Annotated in this window: 22 protein-coding genes; 9 read left to right on the top strand and 13 right to left on the bottom strand. The window is 61.0% G+C overall.

What is annotated here, in order from left to right:
• Window positions 1–42: 42 nt before the first annotated feature.
• Window positions 43–1101, bottom strand: a complete 1059-nt coding sequence (gene oxdA, locus PF1751_RS17880; RefSeq protein ID WP_044287455.1) for an aliphatic aldoxime dehydratase — start codon at window positions 1099–1101, stop codon at window positions 43–45.
• A 563-nt stretch (window positions 1102–1664) separates the two neighbouring features.
• Between oxdA and PF1751_RS17875 the strand changes: the two genes are divergently transcribed.
• On the top strand, window positions 1665–2600 hold the full coding sequence (locus PF1751_RS17875; protein WP_010209152.1) for an AraC-like ligand-binding domain-containing protein: 936 nt from the start codon (window positions 1665–1667) through the stop codon (window positions 2598–2600).
• Window positions 2601–2612: 12 nt separating this feature from the next.
• Here PF1751_RS17875 and PF1751_RS17870 read toward each other — a convergent pair whose 3' ends face one another.
• From PF1751_RS17870 to bamA, 12 genes are all read right to left on the bottom strand, one after another.
• Complete coding sequence (locus PF1751_RS17870) at window positions 2613–3611, bottom strand: helix-turn-helix domain-containing protein (protein ID WP_010209154.1); 999 nt, start codon at window positions 3609–3611, stop codon at window positions 2613–2615.
• 72 nt (window positions 3612–3683) lie between these two features.
• Window positions 3684–5162 (bottom strand): aldehyde dehydrogenase family protein, encoded by a 1479-nt coding sequence (locus PF1751_RS17865; protein ID WP_044287454.1) that lies wholly within the window; start codon window positions 5160–5162, stop codon window positions 3684–3686.
• Between the two features lie 70 nt (window positions 5163–5232).
• Entirely contained in the window at window positions 5233–6081 is an 849-nt protein-coding gene (locus PF1751_RS17860; protein WP_021491099.1) for a VOC family protein, read from the bottom strand.
• Window positions 6082–6103: 22 nt separating this feature from the next.
• Window positions 6104–7750, bottom strand: coding sequence for a bifunctional 3-(3-hydroxy-phenyl)propionate/3-hydroxycinnamic acid hydroxylase (locus PF1751_RS17855; RefSeq protein ID WP_044287453.1), 1647 nt, complete (start codon window positions 7748–7750; stop codon window positions 6104–6106).
• Between the two features lie 21 nt (window positions 7751–7771).
• Complete coding sequence (locus PF1751_RS17850; RefSeq protein WP_010209161.1) at window positions 7772–8590, bottom strand: IclR family transcriptional regulator; 819 nt, start codon at window positions 8588–8590, stop codon at window positions 7772–7774.
• A 3-nt stretch (window positions 8591–8593) separates the two neighbouring features.
• A complete protein-coding gene (locus tag PF1751_RS17845; protein ID WP_010209162.1) occupies window positions 8594–9445 on the bottom strand; it encodes a fumarylacetoacetate hydrolase family protein in 852 nt (283 codons plus the stop codon).
• 230 nt (window positions 9446–9675) lie between these two features.
• The gene (locus tag PF1751_RS17840; protein ID WP_010209163.1) at window positions 9676–11121 is read right to left on the bottom strand and encodes a carotenoid oxygenase family protein; all 1446 of its coding nucleotides are present in this window, start codon (window positions 11119–11121) and stop codon (window positions 9676–9678) included.
• 35 nt (window positions 11122–11156) lie between these two features.
• Window positions 11157–12338 carry an MFS transporter gene (locus PF1751_RS17835; RefSeq protein ID WP_044287452.1) on the bottom strand — a complete coding sequence of 394 codons (1182 nt, stop codon included), beginning with the start codon at window positions 12336–12338 and terminating at the stop codon, window positions 11157–11159.
• A gap of 15 nt (window positions 12339–12353) precedes the next feature.
• Complete coding sequence (locus PF1751_RS17830) at window positions 12354–13346, bottom strand: SphA family protein (RefSeq protein WP_042571774.1); 993 nt, start codon at window positions 13344–13346, stop codon at window positions 12354–12356.
• Between the two features lie 218 nt (window positions 13347–13564).
• Window positions 13565–13984, bottom strand: a complete 420-nt coding sequence (locus PF1751_RS17825) for a DUF6691 family protein (protein ID WP_010209166.1) — start codon at window positions 13982–13984, stop codon at window positions 13565–13567.
• A gap of 2 nt (window positions 13985–13986) precedes the next feature.
• Window positions 13987–14421 (bottom strand): YeeE/YedE family protein, encoded by a 435-nt coding sequence (locus tag PF1751_RS17820; protein WP_010209167.1) that lies wholly within the window; start codon window positions 14419–14421, stop codon window positions 13987–13989.
• Between the two features lie 78 nt (window positions 14422–14499).
• Entirely contained in the window at window positions 14500–16866 is a 2367-nt protein-coding gene (gene bamA, locus PF1751_RS17815) for an outer membrane protein assembly factor BamA (protein ID WP_042571772.1), read from the bottom strand.
• A 187-nt stretch (window positions 16867–17053) separates the two neighbouring features.
• Between bamA and PF1751_RS17810 the strand changes: the two genes are divergently transcribed.
• The 8 genes from PF1751_RS17810 (at window position 17054) to PF1751_RS17775 (ending at window position 24563) form a co-directional block, all read left to right on the top strand.
• Window positions 17054–17737: a response regulator transcription factor gene (locus PF1751_RS17810; protein ID WP_010209170.1), complete on the top strand. Its 684-nt coding sequence runs from the start codon at window positions 17054–17056 to the stop codon at window positions 17735–17737.
• Window positions 17734–19017: an ATP-binding protein gene (locus tag PF1751_RS17805; RefSeq protein ID WP_044287451.1), complete on the top strand. Its 1284-nt coding sequence runs from the start codon at window positions 17734–17736 to the stop codon at window positions 19015–19017. The genes PF1751_RS17810 and PF1751_RS17805 overlap by 4 nt, the downstream gene beginning before the upstream one ends.
• A 57-nt stretch (window positions 19018–19074) precedes the next feature.
• Window positions 19075–19515 (top strand): hypothetical protein, encoded by a 441-nt coding sequence (locus PF1751_RS17800; RefSeq protein ID WP_029529093.1) that lies wholly within the window; start codon window positions 19075–19077, stop codon window positions 19513–19515.
• A 278-nt stretch (window positions 19516–19793) separates the two neighbouring features.
• Window positions 19794–20462, top strand: a complete 669-nt coding sequence (locus tag PF1751_RS17795; RefSeq protein WP_042571771.1) for a GntR family transcriptional regulator — start codon at window positions 19794–19796, stop codon at window positions 20460–20462.
• Between the two features lie 77 nt (window positions 20463–20539).
• Entirely contained in the window at window positions 20540–21346 is an 807-nt protein-coding gene (locus PF1751_RS17790) for an ABC transporter substrate-binding protein (protein WP_010209177.1), read from the top strand.
• Between the two features lie 11 nt (window positions 21347–21357).
• On the top strand, window positions 21358–22134 hold the full coding sequence (locus tag PF1751_RS17785; RefSeq protein ID WP_010209179.1) for an amino acid ABC transporter permease: 777 nt from the start codon (window positions 21358–21360) through the stop codon (window positions 22132–22134).
• A gap of 2 nt (window positions 22135–22136) precedes the next feature.
• On the top strand, window positions 22137–22916 hold the full coding sequence (locus tag PF1751_RS17780; protein WP_010209181.1) for an amino acid ABC transporter ATP-binding protein: 780 nt from the start codon (window positions 22137–22139) through the stop codon (window positions 22914–22916).
• Window positions 22917–22952: 36 nt separating this feature from the next.
• Window positions 22953–24563 (top strand): gamma-glutamyltransferase family protein, encoded by a 1611-nt coding sequence (locus tag PF1751_RS17775; protein ID WP_044287450.1) that lies wholly within the window; start codon window positions 22953–22955, stop codon window positions 24561–24563.
• Window positions 24564–24617 lie beyond the last annotated feature (54 nt).

The following is a 24617-nucleotide window of genomic DNA, read 5'->3' as shown; positions in this document are numbered from 1 at the left end:
GTGGCAAGGAAGTAGGAAATGGGGGAGAAGTGCCGACGGCACTCAGGCGGTTGGCGACAGCGCGTCGCGCAACATGCCGGTCTGCGAGTGACAGTTGATGTACTCGAATACCTGGCTCTTGGCGTCTGACACCGACACTTCGTGGTACAGCCGTAACTTTTTCAAACCCGCGGCCACACGGAAGAACGTCACGAAAATACGCAGGTGGGTAGGGTGCGACTCTGCCCAGCGTTCGAGTTTTTCCACCGAGCGCCAGTGACCGATGTTGTAGCTCACGTCGAGAAAGTTACCGTCGATATCGATATTGCGCACAAACCTGTTGCTGTAGCAGCCCAGGGGTTGCCCGTTGTCACGCAGGAAGTCCATGCCGTCCTGCAAGGTCGGCAAAATTTCATCCAGGTACAGCGAGCGTTCGTCCGCCTCGGCATCCGCCCAGTCCTGGCCTGAACGGATCAGCGTGAGGTTGTCATGCCCCATGACCACGACCCGCCCACCCTTGGCAGGGTCACCCGCGACCACTTTCAGCTCACTGGTAGGTTTCATCCAGTCCGTCTGAGAGATCGGGAAGCGGTCGCGCATCGAGCCCCAGTAACCGTGTTCCTCGATCTCGCCACTGGTGCTATCCATGACCGCGCCGACACCGGGCAAGTTTTCCTGGAAGGCGTACAAGGTTTCGAACTGTTCGGCGCGTGGGGCGGTGATTTCGCGGAAATAGCCCAGGCCGTCACTGAGCCGATCCGGCGAATTCCACCAGTCATTTACCTGGGGTGAGCGCAACCAGCGACAGTGGGCGGCAGGGTCTTTCCAGTACCCGACCACAATCAAATTATCAAACCCACTGCTGTCGGTGTGGTGGGTCAAATCATGGGTCTGCGGGCCATCGGCCAGACTGAAACTGCCGACGATGTGGCGCATTGACTGCAACGCGGCCTCGCGCTGGGCGTCGCCGCGATATTGCACGCCGAGGTATCCCATCACCACTTGTTCAAGTTGCTCGTCAGCGCGCGCGACCCACATCGGGAACGGCGGTTGATATTCGTCGGGCACCCGGCGTGACAGGGTGCGTGGGCATTTGAGATGTGTGTCGATTGCAGATTCCATGGTGAGCTCCTCGTTATTTTCGTTCAGGCCTACGGGTGGGCATCAGCGCTTCGGCGGCAGGTCGCGTTTGACGACTTGCCGTCGGTGCAGCAGCGTCATGGCTCCCCATTCAATCAACCAATACGCCGACTCTTCAGGGACCAGGTCGCGCCTCTGCAGAAACCAGGAGGAATCAGCCCGTCGTTGTGAATAGTGTCGATACATGGCGTGCCTCATCAGCGGGGTATGAGCTGCTGTGAGGTGGAAATTAGGCTGGGTGGCGAGGGGGCGCTTTGTTCGACGGGACAACCGTTTGGTTGGAAAAGACATTGCAGAAACTGACATTGCGCCGTGGTCCGCGTTGGTGCACTTGGGCCGACCGCGTGACGGGCTGTGCCTCTAAATGGGGATAACGGCACAGGCAACCGCCTGCGGCCTGAGGCGCGTTGCGAGGGGCATCGCACGGCAGTGTGACTGGACGGCCTGCAGCGGTGTTTGGCCTGCAAATTGCTTTTGATGGGGGACAGTTGACCGCAAGTTACCCCTTATCGAGCGCCTTTTGCATTGATGTCGAGGTCAGTGACATGAACCCGAGCACGCAGTATTCGACCCTTGCAGTGTCGGCCCCCCGTCGCTTTGATTACTGGAAGGAAGTGGTGTGCCGCCATTGCCTGGCAGCAGACAGCAAACCCTTGTCCCAGAGCAGTTTTGATGGCGCGCTCGCGATCAATACGCTCGGCGACCTGGACATCTGTTCGCTGTCTTCGCCGCTGCATTACTGGGAGCGCTCAGAGCGTCACCTGCGCAGCGGCCCGGCTGAAGATTTATGGTTGGGCTTCTCCCGAAATGGCCATGGGCAAATTGAGCAAGGAGGAAGAAAAGCCAGCCTGGCAGCTGGAAATCTGTTTCTTTATGACGCAACACAGGCGTTTCGATTCAGTTTCGGTGGTACCGAAAACCACTTGGTCCGTATTCCGCGAGCCTTACTGACCGAGCGTCTGCCACGAATCGCCGATTACACGGCGATGGTCCTCGACGACCGCCGCCCCGGCGTCGTGCCCTTGCGTGAAATGTTGCGTCAGGCCGCGAGCTCGCCGATGTCGTTGCAGGATGAGCACATCTCGAATCGTTATTCCGGCGCATTGATCGACCTGCTGGTGATAAGCCTGGAACTCCAGGACCTGAAGACAACCCACCAGGAACTCGACCTCTACGGTCGTATCATGCAGTACATCCAACGGCACTTGACCGAGCCGGACCTATCCATTGACGTCATCGCGCAGGCTCATAATGTGTCCACGCGAACTGTCACGCGCGCGTTCGCGCGATACCAGAAGACCCCCGTTGCCGAGATCTGGAAAGAGCGCCTGAATGCGAGCCGTGAAGCGATCGAGCGCGGTCAGGTGCGCAGCGTGTCCCAGGCGGCGCTGGACTTCGGGTTTTCCGACTTCTCCCACTTCAGCCATGCCTTTCGCAAGGCCTTTGGCGTTGCGCCGAATACCCTTTTGCGCCGCAATTGAGAGGCTTCGCGCTCAAACGGCTGGCGATTGAGTGCGGTTGTCGCTGGCCGTTTCCCGGAACAGTCGTGGTGACATACCGAATGTCGATTTGAAGTGCCGGCTGAAATGTGAACTGCTGCCATAGCCCCAGGCATAGGCGATCTCGGTGAGTGAGCGATGGGCCTGTTCGCGGTTGCGCAGGTCCTCGGCGCATCGGGACAACCGACGCTGCCAGATATACTCGCTGACGCTGCAGCCCAATTCATCCTGAAAGGCCCGGTGCAAGCTGCGCACCGAGCACTGTTCAGCATTGGCGATGCGCTCAATGCTGAGGTCGCGGTCCGCCAGGTGGCGCTCAATATAGGCCTTGAGGCGATTCTGTTTGAAGAACCGGAAGTCGTGGTCCAGTTGCTTTTCATCTTGCTTGTTCTTCAAGGCATTGTTGAGCAACCCGGCGATGCTGTCGCCGATCAGCCCGGCCGACTGGCTGTTGAGCAAGGGGTATTGATGGTAAGCGTCGCTGATCAGGTGCATCAGCATGCGCCCCAGCCCGTTGCGGCCACTCAAGTGCATGTCGCCGGTCTGTGTCAGTTGGCCGGCGGCGCCTTGGAACAGCAGGATAAAGTGTTCGCAACCCTGGGTACTGGTAACGCTGAAGGGCTTGCCACAATCGACCAGGAGCATTTCGTCCGGTGCGACGGTACTGCTTTGCTGTCCTTGCTCGAAGTGGCTGACACCGGCAACTTGCAGGATCAACATGCGCGGCGTGTCGACGACATCGAGTGCTTTGCTCAAGTGGCGTGAATAGCGATGGGCACTGGCGGTCATGCGGCAGAAACGCAGCTGGCCCAGGTCGCCATATTCCAGCCGCCCCTGGAAGTTACCGTTGTGCAACGGGTCGATATGGGTGGCTTCCAGGCGCTTTATATACTCAGGCGTGCGGCCCAGGTGATCGCTCATGAACTCTTTCCACTTCATCAGCCGGTCAGAGCGAACGACCTGATCGGTGGACACACAGGCTAGGTTGTTCATTGGTTTCGCCTTCTGTCTTTTTGTTATGGCTGAAGGGGCAAGGAGGGCGCCTTGCCCGATTCTGGCATGCGATCAGAACGGGTAGCGATGGCTCCCCGCTTGCCAGGTGACCCAATGGGCCCGGGTAAACTCATCCAAGGCATAGTGACCGTTGAAGCGCCCTAGGCCGGAGTTCTTCTCGCCACCGAACGGTGCATTGGGTTGGTCGTCGACGGTGATGTCGTTGATATGGGTCATGCCCGCCACGATGCCACGCGCAAAACTCAGGCCGCGCGCCATGTCCCGGGTGAACACGGCACTGGATAGACCGTACTCGCTTGCATTGGCCAACTCCAGGGCGTGGGCCTGATTGTGTGCAATCATCAATGGCAATAACGGGCCGAAGGTTTCATCGCGGGCCAATGCCTGCTCGGGGCCCACTTCGCCGAAGACATGGGCTGGCAGCACGAGCCCTTGCGCCTGGCCACCACACAGTTGCTTGAGACCGGCACGCTCGGCTGCGTCGATCTTCCCCAGCAGGCCATCGAGCTGACTCTGGTTGACCACCGGCCCGATCACCGTATCGGGCTTGGCCGGGTCACCGGTCTTGAGGTTGCGCACGCGCTCCACCACCAGCGCCGCGAAGTCGGCATACAGCGAACGATCGACAATGACGCGGTTGACGCTCATGCAGATCTGGCCCTGATGCAGGAAGCGCCCGACCACGGCGGCATGCGCCGCGATCTCGATGTCCGCATCGTCCAGGACCACCAGCGGTGCGTTGCCGCCCAATTCCAGCGCCACGCGCTTGATGTGCTTGCCGCCGGTGGCGATGCGTCCGACATTGCGGCCCACGTCGGTGGAACCGGTGAAGGAGATCAGGCTTGGTATCGGGTGCTCGACGAATGCATCACCAATCTCCGAGCCCGCGCCGACCACCACATTCAGCGCACCCGCGGGGAACCCGGCTTCTTCGAACAGGTGCGCAATCAGCAGGCCTCCGGTGACCGCCGTGTCACTGGCGGGCTTGAGCACCACGGTATTGCCCAGCGCCAGGGCCGGCACCACCGAGCGCATGCTCAGGTACAGTGGAAAGTTCCAGGGGCTGATGACACCGACCACGCCCAGCGGCTCGCGAAACACGAAGCTCTGTTCGCCAGGCTTGTAACTGCTCAGGATTCGCCCCTCAACCTGCATCGGCAGCGTTGCGCACTCGCGAACCAGGTTGAGGGTGAACTGCCATTCCATCCCCGCCTTGATACGGGTACTGCCGGACTCACGGATCAGCCAGTCGATGATTTCTTCGCTGCGGTCCTGGATGACCTGAGCGAGTTTTTCCAGCTGCGCACTGCGCTGGGTCGGGTGCAGCGCTGCCCAGTCGGTCTGTGCGCGCTGGGCCGCCTGGTAGGCGTCATCCAGGTCAGCCACCGAGGCCAGTGGCATCTCCAGCAAGCGTTCGCCGTTGAACGGGTTACGGTCATCCAGGCGTCGTGTCGAACGACCTGTGCGCCAGGTGCCGTTGATGTATTGGTCGCCTCTGATGGCGTAGGTCGCGAAGGTTGGAATTGTCATTGTCTTACCTTAGGCAGGTAGCCGCGTTGATTGAGGGTAGGTGAGGGCAGACCCTTTGAAGTGTGTCTTTTCAGCTGCGTATCCAGGCGCGTCCCCAGGAGTTGAGGGTGTATTCCTCTTGGGGCCAGACGCCTGGCGCGCGGCTGGCTTCGGTGATTTCCAGCTCCGCCGAGAACTCCAGGCGATTGCGATCGGCATCGACCACCATGAAGAACAGGTTATTGCCCGGACCGTGGCGACCTGGGCCAAAGAACAATGTAATCCGCTCCTTGGCGAAACGGTCGCCCCAGTCGCGAATGTCATTCCACTCGTTGGTTTCGTAACAGTGATGATCCCATTCGTTTTTCGAACCGCGGAAAAACGCCAGCGAGTGGTGCTCGTCGTCTGAACGCAGGAAGCAGGTCGTGAGCTGGCTGCTCTGCTCATCGACAACATTGTCCGAGACCGTGAACCCCACCGTGTTGACGTAGAAGTCGATCATCGCTTCCAGCTCTGTGGTCTGGAACACCACATGCTGCAGGCGGCCCGGCATGCCCTTGCGGTCGGTGGCGACGGCGCCAAGAGACACGCCAAACACGGTTTGCCGGCCCTGGGGGTCGCGGATTTGAAAGGCGCCGGCTTCCAGCAGTGGCGAGTCGAGCGCTTCGACGCTACAGCCCTTGCTCACCAGGCGCGTGCGCAGTTCACTCAAGCGCGCTTGGCTGCCCAGGTCGTACGCGGCCGCGAGCAGGCCGCTGTGGTCGGCGGGCGAGATTAGCATGGCCCGTTGCGGGCCTTGGAGCAGCCAACTGCCGTCTGCCTGCGCCAGGCAGTTCATGTCCAGCAGGCGCCGATAGAAATCAACTTGTTGCTGGGGCGCTTTGCTCGCCAGGTGCAGGTAACACAGGCGTGCGGGGGTAGAAGTCTGCAAGGTTTGCATAAACACCTCGGTGGCTGAAGGTTCAGGGGTAGACGGGGGCCATGGCCGGTTGATCCGCATAGGCGCTTGTCGAGGGGATGCCGAACAGCGCCTGCAAGGCGGCGGCAGCCTGGTCTTGGGTGGTCTTGTCGAAGAGGGCGGCGACATAGCGATCGGGGCGCAGCAACACAAACGTGTGGCTGTCGCCCAGCAGGTCCTTGAGCGCATCCTCATGGTCTTGAAGTACGGTGCAGCCAGGCAGCGATGGCAGAGCCTGGAAGTGCGCAGGCAGGATCAGGATGCGCTTGGCCTCCAGGTGATCCCAAAGACCGTGGCGCAGTTCATCAAGACGCTGGCGAGCAGGGTCGCCATATTGAATCAGGGCAAAGCCGGCACCGATGCTCGCGTCCAGCAACTGGGCGTGGCCTTGGGCGTCGGTCAGCAGCGGCTGAGGAAACATTTGCCCACAGGCCAGCTTTCCGGCCTTGCCGTCGGGCAGCACCAGGCCTTGGGTAAAGCGTGGTTTTGGCTTGAAGCGCATCTGCAGGAAATAGTCGCGCAGCGGCGGCACCAGGCCGACCAACGCGAATGCCGCACTGATCAGGCGAGCCCGCAGCACGGTAGCCGGCGCCATGACCACGCCCAGGTTCAGGGCCAACTTGATCAAGGCCCAGGCATGCCCGCGCCGCTCGCTTTCGTAGGACTGCAAGGCGGTCGCGGCCAATTTGCCGTTGAGTACGCCGATCAACTTCCAGCCCAGATTATGAGCATCGCGAACGCCGCTGTTCATCCCCTGTCCGGCGTAGGGCGGGGTCAGGTGCGCGGCATCACCGGCGAGCAATACGCGGCCCACCTGCCAGCGCTCTGCAACGCGGGCATGAAAGGTGTAGACCGTCTTGCGCACGATCGAAACCGGTGCATCGCCCTTGAACGGACGCAACAGCACGTGCAGGCTTTGCGGGCTGAGCACCTGCTCCTCGGTTTCGTCCGGCCGGAGCATGAATTCGAAACGCCGCGTACGGTGCGGACCGGGTACTTCCACCACCGGGCGCCGGGCGTCACAGTACACGCGGGTCTGCCAGAACGGGTCGTCGTCCTGGTCGGTATCGACCACCAGCCAGCGCGAGGAGAAGCTCGACCCGACCATCTCGATTCCCAGTTGCTTGCGCACCGGGCTGCGGCCGCCGTCGCAGGCGACCAGGTAGTTGGCCTTGACGTCGAGCAATTGGCCATCGGTGTCCTTGATCAAGGCACGCACACCGTGCGCGTCTTGAGTGAACTCCAGCAGTTCGTGATTGAAGCGTGCAGTCACGCTCGCAAAGCGCTCAAGGCCGGTCTTCAGCGTGTGTTCGAACAGTGGCTGGCGAAAGGCATTGCGTTTGGGAAAACCATACACCTTGCCGGTGGGCTCGACCTTGCCAAAGCAACGCCCGCCCGGGCGGGTGAAGTAATGCACGCCGTAGCCCGGCACCACATCGTGTAGCACGGCGGCATCCAGCCCGATCGCCTGCATGGTGCGCAGGGATTCATCGTCGATCGAGACAGCGCGGGGCTCGGTCACGGTGCCGGCCTTGCGGTCGATGATCAGGGTATCCACCTGACCCTGGCCAAGCAGGTTGGCCAGAGTCAGTCCGGTGGGGCCGGCGCCGATGATCAGGACTTGAGTGCTGAAGCTGTTGAGGGTTGTCATTGTTATTCCCTTCCAAAGGTTTCAGTCCGGCTGCGCGGGGCGTTGAGTCAGGGCCGCCATGCGTTGCGAGAGTGTCTGTGCGAGGGTCAGCATCTGTTCCCCTTGTTGCGCTTCCTGGGTGTTGTCACGCTCCTGGATCGGACGCACGCAACTGATGCTGCCCAGCACCTTGCCGTCGCTGTCGAAAATCGGTGCCGCGAGGCCGTAGACGCCGGGATCGATTTCCGCCGCACTGGCGACATAGCCCTGGCGACGCAGTTGCTGCAGCGCGCGGCGGAACTGTTCCCAGGTTTGGCCCAGGTGGCTGGCGCGCACTTCATCCGGGTTTTCCAGGAACAGCTGGCGGTGCTGGCGCGAGGTCATGTTGGCGAGGATCGCTTTCGATGTCGCGCCGAGGAACAACGGCCTGGGCGAACCCCGGGAGTAGCTGACCTCACTGAACAACTCGCCATGCTGGTGGATACATACCACCTGGTCCTTGAACAGCCGACAGATCAGCCATACCTGTTGCTCGCTCCAGCGTGGCAGAGCCTGTTCCAGCGACTGTGCCGCGCGCACCAGAGGGTCGCTCAGGCGCAGCTGGCGGTCCCAGGTGATGATCCGTGCGCCCAGTGCATAGCGTCCGGCTTCGACCTGAAACAACAGGCTCGCCTCGGCCAGTTCGCGTACGTAGCGGTAAATGGTCGAGCGGGTGTAACCCAGTGCGGCGCCCATTTCGTCCACCGCCCAGATCGGGCTGGCCTCGGTGAACAGGTCCAGCACCCGCAGCATGCGTTCCAGGCTGGAGCCTTTGCTATCGGCTTCCAGCTCCGACGGGCGTTCTGATTCAAGTAGATTCATGACTCACTGCTCGTCGGCGATGCTGTTGCGCAGGCGGCCGATGCCGGTTATCTCGACTTCGACGGTGTCGCCGGGCTTCATCCACACCGGCGGTTCACGGAAGGCACCGACGCCACCAGTGGTGCCGCTGACAATCACGTCGCCGGGGGCCAGTTCGGTGAACGTGGAGCAGTACTCGATCAACTGGCGCACGTCGAAAATCATGTCGCTGGTGCGGGTGTGTTGCATCACTTCGCCGTTCAGGCGCGTGGTCAGTTCCAGCTCCTGCGGGTCGTTGATCTCGTCGTGGGTCACCATCCAAGGGCCGAATCCACCGGTTTGGGGGAAGTTCTTGCCGGGCACGAACTGGAGGGTGTGCTTCTGCCAGTCGCGCACACTGCCATCGTTGTAGCAGGCATAACCGGCCACGTAGTCCAGCGCGTCCGCTGCGTTGACGTGCCTTGCGGTTTTGCCGATGACCACTGCGAGTTCGCCTTCGAAATCCAGTTTGTGCGACACCTTTGGACGAATGATCGGCTGCAGGTGCGCGACCTGGCTGTCGGCGAAACGCGTGAAAATCATCGGATAGGTCGGCATGTCACGCCCGGTCTCCCGCACGTGGGTGGCATAGTTGATGCCGATGCACAGCACTTTCCCGGGATTGGCGATCACCGGCAGGAAGGTGACGTCGGCCAATGGCACGCGGGGCAGTGGCGCGAGCACGGCCGGTGTCAGCTCCCCCAGGCGATTGGCGGCAATGGCTTGCTTGAGGTCAGCGCCAAAGGTTGATTTGACCGATTCCAGGTCAATCAGTTGATCACCTTCGACCACACCGTAGGTCGTGCGACCGTGAACAATGAAGCTTGCAAGTTTCATGAAGTGTCCTCTCGAAAAGGAAGCGGGAGATGGCAGCAATGGGTTTAATCTAGTCTTGAGCATTTATCCTGTAAAGTGGGATTTTTGTATAAATCCTGCATTACGAAATAAACGTGAGTTTTCTGTTCGATCATCGGATCCAGCCCTGTAACGCCGGGCAGCCCGCGCCCTTCCAGCAAGTGGAGGGCCACGGGCGTGTCGCATGGAGAGAGGGGGAGCGGTGGCGCGACTTAGTGCGGTGCCCAGCAGCCGTGCAGTGACATGCGCATGCGGAACGGGATTTTGATGCGTGCGAGGGGGCCGGCGGCCATGGCGGTGGCGTCCAGCACCACCAGTTCGCTGCGGCCTTCGGCAATCAGGTTGAGCAGGCAGACTACGTAGCCGTCGCCTTCCTTGGCTTGCGCGGAGCGCGGAATGAAGATGGGTTCCTGGAAACAGCCGCTGTCCCCGGGAAACCAGGCATCGGTGACACCGGTCGTGAGGTTGAGGTGAACCAGCAGGTTGAAAAACTGGAATGGCATCGGCCCGTTCGACGGGTTGTACGGGCGCTCTGGATCGAAGGCGAGCATGAATCCATGTTCATACTTGCGGCCGATGTAGCGGTCATCGCAGCGGGGAAACTCGCAGGGATAGTCCGTCAGCGCCTGGGGTTGTAGTTCATCCTGCGCACTGTTCAGGTCGAATATCCAGCGCATCAGACTGGCGGCCAGGGTCTCTGGCGGCGGTACGAAACCGTCCGCCTGGGGGAAGAAGTAGAAGATGTTGCCGCCGGTGACCGGCATGTCCAGATACACTTTGCCGTCTTCATCGAACGCATTCAGGGTATGGCCCTGGAAGCCGTCCTTAGGTCCTTTGAACCAGCGCACGTCGCGCGCATGGCCGTAACGGGGCACCACGGCAAACAGCTGGGGCAACTCGGGCTGCCACTGGAAATGCTGGCCGCCTTTTTTCATGCGTTCGACGTCCACTGTCAACGGGATTAGTGGGAACACCACATACCGTTCGGTGACCGCGAAGTCGTGGACCATCGCGGCGTAGGGCGCCTGGAACCAGATTTCATGCAGCAGCTTCCCCTCTGGCGATATCTCGAAATAGGCCATGTCCGGTGTACCGTCGCCTTTGGCTTCGTAACTGAAGGCCAGCAGGTTTCCCGTGACGGGGTCGAGCTTGGGGTGGGCAGTGAACGTCGCAGAGTCAATCTGCCCGTCGAAATTCCACTCGCCGAGAGTCTCCAGGGTCTGCGGGTCCAACGCCCAGGGCATGGCATCCTCCTTGAGAGCCAGCAGGACGTTGTTGTGCGGGATCACAGACGTGTTGGCGGTGGTGTTGTTTTTGGCCGCCAGCGGGTCGTTGGTGTAGACGTTGCGGTACACACCATTGAGCGAGCGCCCTTCACGGCGCTGAGCGACCAGGCGATCGGTCAGCACATAGCGGCGGCGCAGCGAGACCTTGCCATCAGCAAAATAAAAGCCGCTGACCAAGGCATCGCCATTGAAGAAAATATCGTTGCCGAGCATGGGCGGGTATTGCGGGTCGGGTGACACCTGGTAAAAGGCCCCACGGATCGCCTCGGGAAGGGCGCCTTCGATTTCAAGGTCATACACGTCGCCCTCGACGCGGCTCGGCGCATACAGCGCTCCGGAAAATTCCGGGGTGTTTGGGAATGGCGTATTCATCGCGTTATCTCATTGATCGGTTTGGGTGGCGTCGTTCAGGCGGATTGGGCTGACAGGGCCTGCCCGCCGGGCTTAACGCCGCGACGGAAGCGAGCCACCACCAGGCACGAGATGATCAAGGCCAGCCCATAAGCGCAGGCGGCCAGCCAGCCCACCGCGCGGAAATGCCCTTCGCCCACTACCAGCGCGGCGCCAAAGGGGCCAAGCCCTTGCCCGACGAATATCGCGGCGTTGCCCAGTCCCGCCAGGCGCCCGGAGGGATCCAGTTCGGCGGCCATGGAAAGCAGATAGGGCAAGCTGAAAAACCACACCATATGGATCAGGCACGCCGTGGTGGCAAAGGCAACGGTACTGTCGCCATACACCATGATCAGGGTCGCCACTAACGCAGCACCGAAGCTCAACAGTTGCGGGAACAGTAGGCCAAGCCGCCGTCCGATGAGCCCGGAAAGGCCTGCACCCAGGGCACCCGCCAGGATGCTGCCGCCGAGGATAGCCCCGATCTGTTGAGGTTCCAGGCCCAGGCTTTTACCGATTCGTTCCTGGTACACCCATAGAGCGGAATGCCCGAAGAATAGCAGCGCAAACAGCGCGATCAGCAGCAGTGAGGTCACCCCGAACGGTCGGGCCGCGCCATGGGCGATGCGTTGGGCGTCCGGGTAATGCCTGGGGATTCTCCCGCAACCCAGTGCGGCAAGCAGGCTGGTGATGGCCAGCAGGCCAAAGGCACCCCGCACGCCAAATACCTGCAGCAGCAGAGGCATCGAGGTGACCAGCAGCATGCCCCATAACAAGTTGCCGATATTGATCACTGCAAACGTTGCATCTTTGGACCGGCGCAGTGCCGCGGTCGCATACACCACCGCCATGACCGCGCCACCGCTGGCGCCGCAGATGATCCGCAAGACCACCAGCCACGTCTGGCTGTGAACCTGAGTGCTGATCAGGTTGCCGACGGCCAGTATCAACAAGGCCACCCGTGCAAAGCGGCGGCGGTCGACACGGGCCATGAGCAGGGCACATACGCCGCAGGCGATGGCCATCGCGATTAGCTCGGCAGCGAAGATCACGCCGATGGCATTGAGCGGCACCCCCACTTGGTCAATCAGCGCGCCGCCCAGAATCGGCTGGATCTGCAGCGTTCCCAGGGAAATGACCATCATCAGGCAAATAGCGCCCAGTGATTGCTTGCTGTCGATGGAGTCGAGCGCATTCATCACACATCACCTCAGTCAAAACTTATGAACGTAGCGAACTTGCACGGCGTAATCGGTCTTGCTGCGATTCTCTACGCCGGTTTCTTTATAGGTATTGAGCCAGAACGCCTTGTCCTCAGTGATCTTCCAGAACAAACCGGGGCCAATGCCAAGGACTTTCTCGCGAGAGTTGCTCAGGCGGTCGCCGTTGACCCGGTCATCGGAAATCTGCCGGAAGTAATAGCCGTTGATCCCGACCGAGATTTTCGGGTACACCTCGTAGGAGGCCGTAAAGTTGGCCCAGGCCGATTGCCCTGATTGGGTGTCGCGCACGGGGCGCCCTTCAAAGAACTGTGCCGAGCTGCTCGCGGGATCGTCGTTCTTGAAGTTGTACAGGTAATTCAAGCGCCAGCTCACTTCCCAGCGCGGTGCCGGCATCAAGGTCGCGGCCCAGTAGGGGTTGACGGAAAAGTAATGGGAACCGGGGTTCAAGTCCTTGTGTTTGTCGTACTTACCTGTGGGCAGGATCGTATCGAAGGCCACGCGTTGCACGAACACCGGCCGGCCTTCGGCGTTGAGGAGCGGATCGAACTGGATTTGCGGGCCAACAGTGACGTCGCCCAGGCCGACCCCGTTGTCCTTGAGTTTGACGCCGTTGTCGCCGAAGTCGCCGTCCAGGGAAACCACCGGGACCAACAGGCTCCAGCCCAGGTGTGCGCCGCCGCCGATGGTGTCCGGTGAGTAATAGCTGAACTGGTTGATCAGGGTAATGACATTGATCTTCTGGTTATCGAAGTTGCGGTTGTCCTTGCCACCATTGTCACGAATGCTGCTGGACGTACTGAACTTCAAATAGGTCTGATGCGTCAGCCCCGGTGGCCCGGCGAACCCGTCGAAGAAGCTGGTGCCGCCCAGGTTGATACCGCTGGGTTGGCTGACGGAGGGCGGTGGGGGGCCTTCGGCAGCAAAGGCGGCAAGTGATACGCAACTGAGGGCCAGGCACGCTGGCAAGGATGGTGTCAGTCTCATTGACGTCGCTCTATTATTGGAGTTGTGAGCTGGGGTAGCTTCCCCTGGCACTTCAACTTTAATTCTCGAGCGTTGCTGTTACTTGTACACAGCGGTCAGAGTTGACTGAGAGCGTCATGTCACGCCGGTTGATTTACCCTATCCACGGATAGAGAAGGGGGTGTTCGCAGGATGATGGCGCTTGCGCAGCCATCGTAGTGTGTCCCCATTCAGCGGATTTAACCCCTGCGCCGGTTCTCCAGTACCGTAAACAACAGCATGCCGCCCAGCATGGCCACCGTGAACAGGATGACCTGCCACTGCCCTGTCAGCAGAATGGCCACGGCCGGACCCGGACAAACCCCGGCAATACCCCAACCGATGCCGAACAACAGGCTGCCGCCCACCAGGCGCCGGTCCAGCCCGCGCTTGGCGGGCAACTGCATGGGCGCGCCCAGCAGTGAACGGGAGTGCCGGCGGGCCCAGGTCAGCGGGCCAATCGCCACGGCAATGGCGCCAATCATAACCAGTGCCAAGGACGGATCCCAAGCGCCGGCTATATCCAGGAACGCCAGTACTTTTGTCGGGTTGGCCATGCCCGCCAGAAGCAAGCCCAAACCGAACAGCAACCCGGCGATGAATGCCGTGACCTTGATCATGTTCAACTTCCCAGTAGATGACGCAGCACAAACACCGTAACGAAACCGCTGGCCATGAAGCAGGCAGTGGCGACCATTGAGCGTGGCGAAAGTCGCGATAAGCCGCACACTCCATGGCCACTGGTGCACCCTGAACCGTACCGCGTGCCCACCCCTACCAGGAAACCGGCAAGGATCAATGCGGGCCAGCCGCTCTGGAATTCAATCAACGGTAGCGTGGCGAACGCACCCCATAGCAGCGGGGCGACGAGCAGGCCGAGCAGAAACAGTGCTGTTTCACTCACGCCCTTGCCCTCTCGCTGCAGAAGATGGCCGATCAGGCCGCTGATGCCGGCGATACGGCCGTTGCTGACGACGAACACGCTGGCCGCCAGGCCAATCAGTGCGCCGCCTGCCAGAGACGACCAGGGTGTGAAGTTGAGCCAGTCGACAGTCATGAAGCATTGCTCCTGAGTGATTCGGCGCTATTGTGCTTCAGCGTCGCCACTGATAGTGGAAAAAGTCGATCAGGCCCTTTAAAACGTCTGCCCCATGGAAAACTGGAAGACCTGCTTGTCTGCGTTCTCAGGTGTGCGAATCGGATAAGCCAGGTTGACACTCAACGGCCCCAGCGGGCTGTACCAGGTCACTCCCACCCCCACGGAACTGGCCATCTGGCTCAGGTCCACGCCGCCGCAGCCTTGGGTCGTGCTCAGGTAGCACTTGTCCGAATACACCGAGCCCACATCCCAGAACAGTGAAGTGCGCACGGATTTGTTGTCCTTGATGAACGGCACGGGGAACAAGTACTCCGCGCCGCCGGTAATCAGGATATTGCCGCCCAGCGCCTCTGTATCCCGGTCCGAATAGTACGCCTGGCCGGCACTGGCATACGTTCCGGTCGCCGGCGTGCTGCGTGGGCCGAGCGTGCCGCTCTCAAAGCCGCGCACTGTGCCTTCACCGCCGGCCGTATAGCTTTCGTAGAAGGGTAAGCCGTCGGTGGAACCGTAGCCGTTGCCGTAACCGAGCTTGGTATGCAAACGCAGGGCGGTGTTATTGCTGACCGGTAGGAAGGTTTGCCCCGTGTAATCGATTTTGTAGAAACTCAGGTCGCTGCCGGGCACCGTCACCGTCAGGTTGAGGTTTTGTGCGTGCCCACGCGTCGCCAGCACGCCTTTGTTCAAGGTCGATTCCGACCAGCCCAGGTTGGCTTTGAAGTTGGTGAACTGTTTGCCTTCGCGCTCGATGAAGTCGTAGATCTCGTCGGCGCTGTAGGTGCCCGGTTCGATACTGTCGTGTTGGGCGGTCAAGCCGAAACTCAGGCGCGACGTCTCATTGATCGGGTAGCCGAGGCTGGCGCCCAGGCCATAACTGTTAATGGCGTAATAGGACACTCCGTCATCGTAGTATTTGTTGTAGTCGGTCTTGTTATAGAACGCGTTGTAACCCAGGCTCACCCCATCACGAGTGAAGTAGGGATCGGTGAAGCCGATGTTGTACTTGCTCTGGTAGGACGACCGGGTCAGCCCCAGGCTGGCAGAATTGCCGGTGCCGAGAAAGTTGTTCTGGGTAATTGACCCGCCGAGGATCAGCCCAGAACTTTGGGCGAAGCCGACGCTGGCCGTGATCGAGCCGGATGCTTGCTCTTGCACGGCGTAGTTCACATCCAGCTGGTCATCCAGCCCGGTCACCGCTGGCGTCTCGACGTTCACTTCCTTGAAGTACCCCAGCCGCTCCAGGCGCACCTTGGACTGGTCGATCAAGTAGGTCGAGGCCCAGCCGCCCTCCATCTGGCGCATTTCGCGTCGCAGCACCTTATCATCGGTCTTGGTATTGCCCCGGAAGTTGATGCGGTTGACGTAAGCCCGCTTGCCGGGCTCGACGCTGAAGGTGATATCGACCGTGTGATCCGCTTCATGCACCTGCGGCGTGCCGCTGACGTTGGCGAACGTGTAACCGTCGTTGCCCAGGCGGCGGGTGATCAGGTCCGACGTGGTGGTCATCAATTTGCGCGAAAACACTTGGCCTTTTTTCACCAGTAACAACGCCTGCACCTGATCCTGCGGGACTTTCAGCTCGCCACTCAACTTCACGTCGCGCACCGTGTATTTCTGGCCTTCCTGGATATTCACGGTGATGTACACGTGCTTTTTGTCCGGGGTCATGGAGACCTGCGTCGAGGCGATATCCATGTTGATGTAGCCGCGGTCCAGGTAAAAGGAGCGTAGGCGTTCAAGGTCGCCGGAGAGTTTCTCCCGTGCGTATTTATCGTCGTTCCTGAAAAAGGACAGCCAGTTGCTGGTCTTTAGCGTGAATTGGTCGAGCAAGGCGGCGTCGGCGAATACCGTATTGCCGACCACATTGATGTGCTGGATCGATGCCACTTCGCCTTCGTCGATCTTGATCTTCAGGCCCACGCGGTTGCGCGGTTGGGGCACGACCTCGGTGTCGACCGACGCCGAATAGCGGCCCTGGGCCACGTACTGGCGCTGCAGTTCATTGCGCAAGCCCTCCAGGGTGGCGCGCTGGAATATCTCGCCTTCGCTCAGACCTGATTGCTTCATGCCTTTCATCAGGTCATCGGTGGCGATCGCTTTGTTGCCCTCGAACTCGATACTGGCAACCGAAGGGCGCTCGACGACGTTGATAATCAGCACGTCGCCTTCGCGGCTCAACTGGATGTCCTGGAAGTAACCGGTCTTGAACAATGCTCGGGTGGAATCCACCAGGCGCCGGTCATCGGCTTCATCGCCAACGTTCAGCGGCAATGCACCGAAAACGCTGCCTGCCGAAACCCGTTGCAGGCCATTGATTCGAATATCCGAGATTTTGAAGCCTTGGGCGAGTGCCAGTGAGGCATTGAGCAGCAGCGCAACCGAGCAGAGCAGGCGCGAAAAATTCATCAAGATCTTTTCCAGAACACATCGACGAGCAGCGCCGGCGCGCTTGGTTCACTCGCCGACCGGTGAAGAGCCAGCATAAGAGTGCGCGGCGTTTGGTGCGGTTAACTGAATGTCAAGTTAGGTAAAGGTTGGCCCGGATTCCGGCAGCAAGGCTGATAATGCGCGCCCACCCCCGGACGAGCCCGTCATGATCTCCGTACTGTTAGTCGACGATGACCAGGAATTGACTGAAATGCTGCGCCAATACCTGGAGTGCGAAGGCTTCGAGGCCACGGCCGTGCATACGGGCGAGGCGGGTGAGGCCGAGGCGCTGTCGGGTCGCTACAGCATCGTAGTGCTGGATGTGATGTTGCCGCAGCGTTCGGGCATTGAGGTACTGCGGCGTATCCGTGCCGTCAGCCAAGTCCCGGTAGTGTTGCTCACCGCCCGTGGCGACAACATCGACCGCATCACTGGCCTGGAGCTCGGTGCTGATGACTACGTGCCCAAACCCAGCTCCCCAGGCGAGTTGGTGGCGCGCCTGCGCGCCATCATGCGCAGGGTGCAGGCAGTCGGTCAGCCCACCACCGAGGTGATCAAGACTGGTTCGCTGGTGTTATGGCCCGGCAAGCGCCAGGCCGTGTGGAATGGTGCAGAACTGGGCGTGACCAGCACCGAGTTCAGCCTGCTCGAAGAACTGGCCCGCTGCGCCGGCCAAGTGGTGAGCAAAAAGGATCTATCGCTCAATGCCCTGGGTTGCCCGCTGACCCGCTATGACCGGCGCATCGACGTGCATATCAGCAGCATCCGGCAGAAGCTGGGGCCGCGCCCGGACGCCAAGGCCTGGATCCAGAGCGTGCGTGGCCTGGGCTACCTGTTGATTGCCGAATGACCAAGCCCAGCCTGCTGTTCTGGAAACTGTTCCTGGCGTTCTGGCTGGCGACCACCTTGACGTTCCTGGTCGGGGTCGGTGTGCTGGAGCTGAGCCGCTTCCGCCCGGGCGACCCGCATGTGGGCGCCATCCTCGCAAGTGAGCAAAAGCTGCTGGAACAATTTGGTGTCCAGGCCGCTGGCCAGTTCCTGGCGGTATGGGAGCGTCCGCCGGACGAAGTTATCGGCATCTATGACCGCACCGGCCAGTTACTGGCTGGGTCTGCGGCTGCGGAGCCGGCCTTTGAGCGCGCGGTGACCAGCAAGGAAGGCCTGGCGCTTTCACTGCGCTCGAGTCACGCCCCCGGTGAGGACGGCGGCAGGCCCTGGCAACAGGTCCCGCTGATCATCGGCACGCTGATGAGTGCGCTGTTCAGCGGGTACATGGCGTACTACCTGGCCTGGCCGTTGGCGCACTTGCGCCGGGCGATGAGCGAGGTGGCCCAGGGGCGTTTCGAAACCCGGGTCAAGCCCTCCATGGGCAAGCGCCGCGATGAAATCGTCGACCTGGCCGAAGACTGTGACCGCATGGCCAACCAGTTGAAGGTGTTGGTGCAAGCCCAACACCATCTGCTGCACGACATCTCCCATGAACTGCGCTCGCCATTGACGCGCATGCAAGCGGCCATCGGCCTGTTGCGCCAGGACGCCGCACGCCTGGAAATGCTCGAGCGCATCGAGCGCGAGTGCGAACGCATGGACACGCTGATCGAGGCGTTGCTGACCCTGGCCCGCCTGCAGGGCCGCCCTGAAAGCATCGAGCGCGAGCCGGTGGATATCGTGGAATTGCTGGCGATGATTGTCGACGATGCGCAATTCGAAGCGGGTATCAAGGACTGTCGCGTTCACCTGCAGGCTTGCCCGCCGTTTATCGCCTGTGTCAGCGGTGAGTTGCTGTACCGCTGTTTTGAAAACGTGATTCGCAACGCCGTACGCTATACCCGTCCGGGAACGACCGTGCAGGTGTCGGCGCAGGTCAATCGCGAAGCTAATCGCTTGAGCGTACGCATCAGCGACCTTGGGCCTGGGGTGGCGCCTGACCGACTGAGCACCATCTTCCAGCCGTTCGAACGCGGTGTGGGTGATGCCACTGTCGGCTTTGGCCTGGGCTTGGCCATTGCGGCGAGGGCGGTGCAGATGCATGGCGGCCATATCGAGGCGCGCAACGAGTCGGGGGGCGGGCTGACCGTGGAGATCAACCTCCACAGTGCGCGATCTTTACACGACATTACATTGGCTTGACCGCCCTGTACGTCGCCCCTCATTAGACTGGTCGCCAGTGATTGAGCGGAGGTGACAATGTTTCAGGTGCATAAAAAGGGCTTTGTACCCGGTAGGAAAATGGTCGACGGCCTGGTCCCGTATGATTTTTTTTGCGAAGACAATCCGGCGATCAATCTCTTCGTGTTTACCGGTGCCGCCACCCCAGGCGCGGCGGTCAAGGAGCAGACGCTATGGGGGTTTACGCGGCTGGAACGGTTCGAGGCGATGACCTGTGCGCTGCTCGGCAACAAGCAGCACAGCGGCTGGTTCCAAAGCGTCAGCGTGTTGACCGGGCCTAACCAGAACGGTACGCAAAGCATGAAGTTCCAACGCGTGCTGAAAATCATCAAGCACGCAAGCAACACCCGCAACGTCGACTACGAGATCCTTACCGACGAAGGTGACACCTACTTCACACGCCCGCCCGTCACTGAAAACAGTGCGCAGACCATCATCTACTCGGCCGAACCCGGTTGAAAATGGCCGGTTGCCTTCAATCCTGATCTGAGGCCAGGGGCCGTGTTTAGACATCTGCCCCGACGTGGCCCGCGACCTGTTACGTGTGCCCACTCACGGGGCAATTTATGTGCTGTTTGGTAGCAAGCACCTGCAACGTCATTGCGCACCCTCTGTCGACAAATCCCCCGCTGTTTCATCCAAATCAACCATTTGGCACACCTTTGCATAATCTGGCACGCAAACTGCTTTTTTGTATTCATGGATAATTGGATACAAAAATACAAAAGGTGCTGCCAATGCAATTCGCCCCCGCTTACGTTGACCGTCAGCCCCTCACCGCCGAGGAGGAGGCCTACAACTTCCTGCTCGACGCCATTTGCGGTGGTCGCTACCGCAAGGGCGACCGGCTGATCGCTGAAGACATCGCCAGTGAGATTGGCATGAGCCGCATGCCGGTGCGCGAAGCCTTCCGCCGCTTGGATGCCCAAGGTCTGGTCACCTTGCGACCCAACCGTGGTGCCGTCGTCAGCGGCCTGGATATCGATGAATTGCACGAAGTATTCGAGATGCGCAGTGCCCTCGAAGGCCTGGCAGTGCGTGTGGCAGTCCCACGCATCGGCGAACGTCAATTGGCCGCACTGGAGCGCATGCTCGACGAGATGGACGACTACCGCGACGAAAGCGCCGCTTGGGTCAGCCGCCACCGCGCTTTTCACGAATACCTGTGCAGCCTCAGTGGCCGTCCACGCTTGATGAAGCAGATCTCGGCGCTGTACTCGCTGGTGGAAGCGCCCATGCGCCTGTGGTTGCAGCATGGCGAGAAACCCCTCAGCGCCCGCCAGGAACATGCGGTGATCCTTGATGCCATCCGTGCCGGTGACGCCGCCCGCGCCGAGGGCGTGGTGCGCGAGCATATCGAGGGCACCGTGCCGGCGCTGATCCAGTTCCTGCAAGCGGAAAAATAACAAGAGGCGGGCCCAAGCCCGTCCGTGTGTTGACTTTGAGTCCTGCCCCGTTAAACAACGAACTGGAGTGTCTGGTCATGCATAAACGCCGCGCCTTGTTGATGGCTGTCTCCCTCGGCTTCTGTACCCAATGGGCTTCTGCCGCGCCCCAGGTGCCGGAGCGCCTGAAGACAGTCGATAAACTCGTCTACTGCTCCGGGATGGATTCACCGCCCCTGGTGTCCTTCGATGAAGCGCAGAAACCGCGCGGTCTCACCGTCGACCTCGGGCTTGAAGTTGCCAAGCGCCTGGGCGACAAACAGGTGCAATGGCGGGTCATTCCGTTTTCCGGCCTGGTGCCTGCGTTGCTTGCCCAGCAATGCGACATGATCGTTGACCAGCTGTTCGACAAACCCGAACGGCGCCAGGTGATCGACATCGTTAACTACATGTATTCCAGCCAGTCGGTGGTGGTGCCCAAGGGCAATCCAAAAGGCATCAAGGCCCTGGATGACTTGTCCGGGCACAAGGTCGCAGTGCTCAACGGCTCCACCATCAAGACCCTGCTGGACGCGCAAAACGACAGCCTGACCAAAGCCGGCAAGCCGCCGATGAAACTGGTGGTGTACAACAGCGACACCGATGCCTTCCAGGCCCTGCGCATCAGCCAGGTCGACGCCTACGGCACCACGGTGGAAACCGCCGGCTACTACGCCGCGATGGCCCCGGACCTGTTCCAGGAAGGCGTGCCGGCATTCAGTCGCATCCTTACCGGCCTGGGCATGCGCAAGGATGACCCGCAACTCAGCGCCGCCGTGCAGCAAGTGATCAGCGACATGCGCAGTGATGGCAGCTATGTGGCATTGCTCAACAAATGGCATGTCAGCAGTGACACTCTCGACTGAGGTTTCCCGCAATGAACTTCAATTGGGATGTGTTCTGGCAGTACCTGTTGCAGCCCAGCGGGGTGTACCTCACCGGGCTCTGGCTGACCTGCCTGATCGCGGTGTCGGCGATGCTGCTGGGCTGTGTGCTGGGCTTGGCGGCTGCACTGTTGCGCCTGTCAAAGAACCCGCTATTGCACCTGCCGGTGCGTTTTTATGTGTGGCTGATGCGCGGCACGCCGTTGCTGGTGCAGATCGTGTTCCTGTACACGGCGCTGGCGGCGGGCGGGATTTTCCGCTTTGAGGATATCGACCTGTTCGGTCTGGTGGTGCCTGGCAATATCCAGGCGGCGATCATCGCTTTGGGCCTCAATGAAGGCGCCTATATGGCCGAGATCATCCGCGCCGGCATTGGCGCGGTCGACAAGGGCCAGTACGAAGCCGGGCGCTCCCTGGGCATGGGCTTTGCCAAGCTGATGCGGCGTATCGTGCTGCCCCAGGCATTCCGCGTGATCGTGCCGCCGCTGGGCAACGAGTTCAACGTGATGCTCAAGAACACCACCCTGGTCAGCGTGATCGGCGTGCAGGAATTGTTGCTCAGCACGCAGATGGTCACCTCGGCGACGTTTCGCGTGTTCGAGTTGTACCTGGTGGTCGCGATCTACTTCCTGATGCTCACCACGCTCTGGGGCTTCTTCCAGCGCTGGCTGGAGGCACGTTTCGGCCAGTCCGACCGGCCTTCCGCACCGCCACCGGCGTCCAGCCGCATGTTCGGGCGCAGCACCTTGAAACTGCTGAGGGGACGATAACCATGGCGCATCAAAGTGAAGAGCTGATTATCGAAGCGTTGGATATTCATAAGTCGTTCGGCGCACTGCAGATCCTCAAGGGGATCTCCCTGCAAGTGCGGCGCGGTGAGGTGGTGGTGCTGATCGGCGCCTCGGGTTCGGGCAAGACCACGTTTATCCGCTGCATCAACCTGCTGGAGGACATCCAGGGTGGACGCATCCGCGTCAACGGCCGCGCCATGGGCTATCGCGAGCGCAGCGACGGCAGCCTGGTGCGCGACTCGGAGCGCAACATCGCCCGTCAGCGCCGCGACATCGGCATGGTGTTCCAACGCTTTAACCTGTTCCCCCACATGACTGCGCTGGAAAACATCATCGAGGCGCCGATCCAGGTGCTTGGCACGCCTCGCGCCCAAGCCTTGGAACAGGCCCGTGGATTACTAGCGCGGGTTGGCCTGGCGGACAAGGCCAGCCACTACCCGGCGATGCTCTCCGGCGGGCAGCAGCAACGGGTGGCCATCGCCCGTGCACTGGCGATGAAACCCCAGGCCATGCTGTTTGACGAACCCACCAGCGCCCTCGACCCGGAAACCGTCGGCGAAGTGCTGCAGGTGATGAAGGAGCTGGCCGAGGAGGGTATGACCATGGTGGTGGTCACCCACGAAATGGGTTTTGCCCGTGAAGTGGCCGACCGCGTGGTGGTGCTCGATCAGGGTGAACTCATCGAGCAAGGGCCGCCGGAACAGATTTTCAGCCACCCCAGCCATCCGCGCACGCGTGCGTTCCTTAGTCGTGTGTTGTGAGTCTTCCCATCACGCTTGTGTTGACGAGTCTTAGCCATGTTGAAATTTTCTGCTCACGAGTACCCTTATCCCTCCCAACGCCAGAGCGTGTTTGCCCAGCGCGGCATGGTCGCGGCGTCCCAGCCCCTGGCCGCCCAGGCCGGTATCGAGGTCATGCAGAAGGGCGGTAACGCCATCGACGCTGCGATTGCTACGGCGGCCGCTTTGACGGTGGTGGAGCCCACCGGCTGCGGCATCGGCGGCGATGCGTTTGCCCTCGTCTGGTGCAAGGGCCAGTTGCACGGTTTGAATGGCAACGGCCATGCGCCGGCGGCCTTGAGTATCGAGGCGGTCAAGGCAGCGGGGCATGATCAGATGCCGCTGTATGGCTGGACACCGGTCACGGTGCCAGGCTGCCCGTCGGCTTGGGCCGAGCTGTCGCAACGCTTCGGCAAATTGCCGTTTGCCGAGTTGCTGCAACCGGCCATCCGCCTGGCGCGCGATGGTTTCCCGCTGTCGCCGGTGGTCGCCCATCAATGGCAGCTTACCCTGGAAGAATTCAGCCCCCATCGCGACGCTGCGCTGGATGCCTGGTTCGACACCTTCCTGATCGACGGCCGCGCGCCACGGGCCGGGGACATGTTTCGCAACCCGGCCCAGGCCCGTACCCTCGAAGAACTGGCGGCCACCCGCTGCGAAAGCCTGTATCGCGGAGCCCTGGCCGAGCGCCTGGATGCGCATTCCAGGGCGAGTGGCGGCTACCTGCGCGCCAGCGATCTCCAGGATTACCGCGCTGAGTGGGTGGAGCCGATCCACGTCAACTACCGGGGCGTGGATGTCTGGGAAATCCCCCCCAGCGGCCAGGGCCTGGTGGCGTTGATGGCGCTGAACATCCTCGAAGGTTTCAGCTTCGATCACCGCGACAGCCAGCAGACCTGGCACCGCCAATTGGAGGCCATGAAACTCGCCTACAGCGACGGTCTGCACTACATCACCGACCCGCTGCACATGCGCGTGGCCGTCGCCGACCTGCTCAGCGATGACTACAGCAGCCGTCGCCGTGGGCAGATCGGTGAACAGGCCCAGCCCCCCAAACCCGGTGATCCCCACGCCAGCGGCACGGTGTACCTGGCCACGGCCGACGCCGAGGGCAACATGGTTTCGTTTATCCAAAGCAACTACCACGGCTTTGGTTCCGGCGTGGTGCTGCCCGACAGTGGCATCGCCCTGCAGAACCGTGGACAGGAGTTCAGCCTCGACCCGACACACGCCAACTGCCTGGCGCCAGGCAAAAAAACCTTCCACACCATCATCCCCGGCTTCCTCACCCAAGACGGCCAGGCCCTCGGCCCGTTCGGCGTGATGGGCGGCTACATGCAGCCCCAGGGCCACGTGCAGATGGTGATGAACCTGGTGGATTTCGGCCTCAACCCGCAAGCGGCATTGGACGCGCCGCGCTGGCAATGGCTGGGCGACATGAAGGTCGGTATCGAACAGGGTGCCTCCCGCGACTTGGCCAATGCCTTGGCGCGGCGCGGGCATCAGGTGCAGATGGCCAGCGACCTCACCGACTACGGGCGTGGGCAGATCATTCTGCGGGACCCGGTCAGTGGTGTATTGTGCGGCGGAACGGAGCCGAGGGCGGATTCAACGATCGCAGTGTGGTAAGCGAAAAAATTGGCTGAAGCCTGTCCCCTTTTTTCATCTCGCCTGTCATTCCAG

It is taken from the genome of Pseudomonas simiae, assembly GCF_000934565.1.
Taxonomy (GTDB): Bacteria; Pseudomonadota; Gammaproteobacteria; order Pseudomonadales; family Pseudomonadaceae; genus Aquipseudomonas; species Aquipseudomonas simiae.
The sequence above is the reverse complement of the archived record's forward strand: the minus strand, read 5'-3'. Positions and strand labels throughout refer to the sequence as shown.